The sequence below is a fragment of the Streptomyces sp. AP-93 genome, assembly GCF_022808175.1.
Taxonomy (GTDB): Bacteria; Actinomycetota; Actinomycetes; order Streptomycetales; family Streptomycetaceae; genus Streptomyces.
This window is the reverse complement of sequence record NZ_JALGBX010000082.1, coordinates 1-600: the sequence shown is the minus strand read 5'-3', so window position 1 is coordinate 600 and position 600 is coordinate 1. Positions and strand designations below refer to the sequence as shown.

At 68.5% G+C, this 600-nt stretch carries 1 protein-coding gene; it reads right to left on the bottom strand.

Translation table 11 applies throughout. The features are described from left to right. The coding region (locus tag MTF69_RS42685) for a transposase (protein ID WP_243342217.1) at nt 1–600 on the bottom strand (600 nt) is incomplete at both ends.

The window sequence follows — 600 nt, the reverse complement described above, 5'->3', positions numbered from 1 at the left end:
CGTAGAAGGTGCCGTCTCGGAGCATGGCGAACAGGACGCTGATGCGTTGGCGGGCGAGGCGGAGGAGGGCTTGGGTGTGGGTTTTGCCGCGGGCTCGTTGCCGGTCGTAGTAGGTGCGGGAGGCGGGGTCGGCGTTCATGCAGGCGAAGGCGGAGAGGAACATGGCGCGTTTGAGCTGCCGGTTTCCGCCTCGTGGTGCGTGTTCGCCGTGGATCGAGGTCCCGGACGATTTCGTCGTCGGGGCGAGGCCGGCGTAGGAGGCGAGGTGGGCGGCGCTGGGAAAACTGGTGCCGTCGCCGACGGTGACCAGCAGGACGGCGGCGGTCCTGACTCCGACTCCCGGCATCGAGGTCAGGACCGGGTGAAGAGGGTGAGCCTCCAGCAGGGTGCTGATCTGCGCTTCCAAGGCCCGGCGCTGGTCGTGAACCGCCCCGAGGGATGCGGCAAGGGACGGGATCACGATGTCGAGGGTGCCGGTTCCCGGGACCACGACGGTCTGTTCCTCGAGAGCGTTGAAGACGTCGTCGATCAGCCGGACGGCCATGCGTGGGGCCTTGGGGCGGATGAGTTCGACGAGTCTGCGGCGGCCGGCCTTCCGCA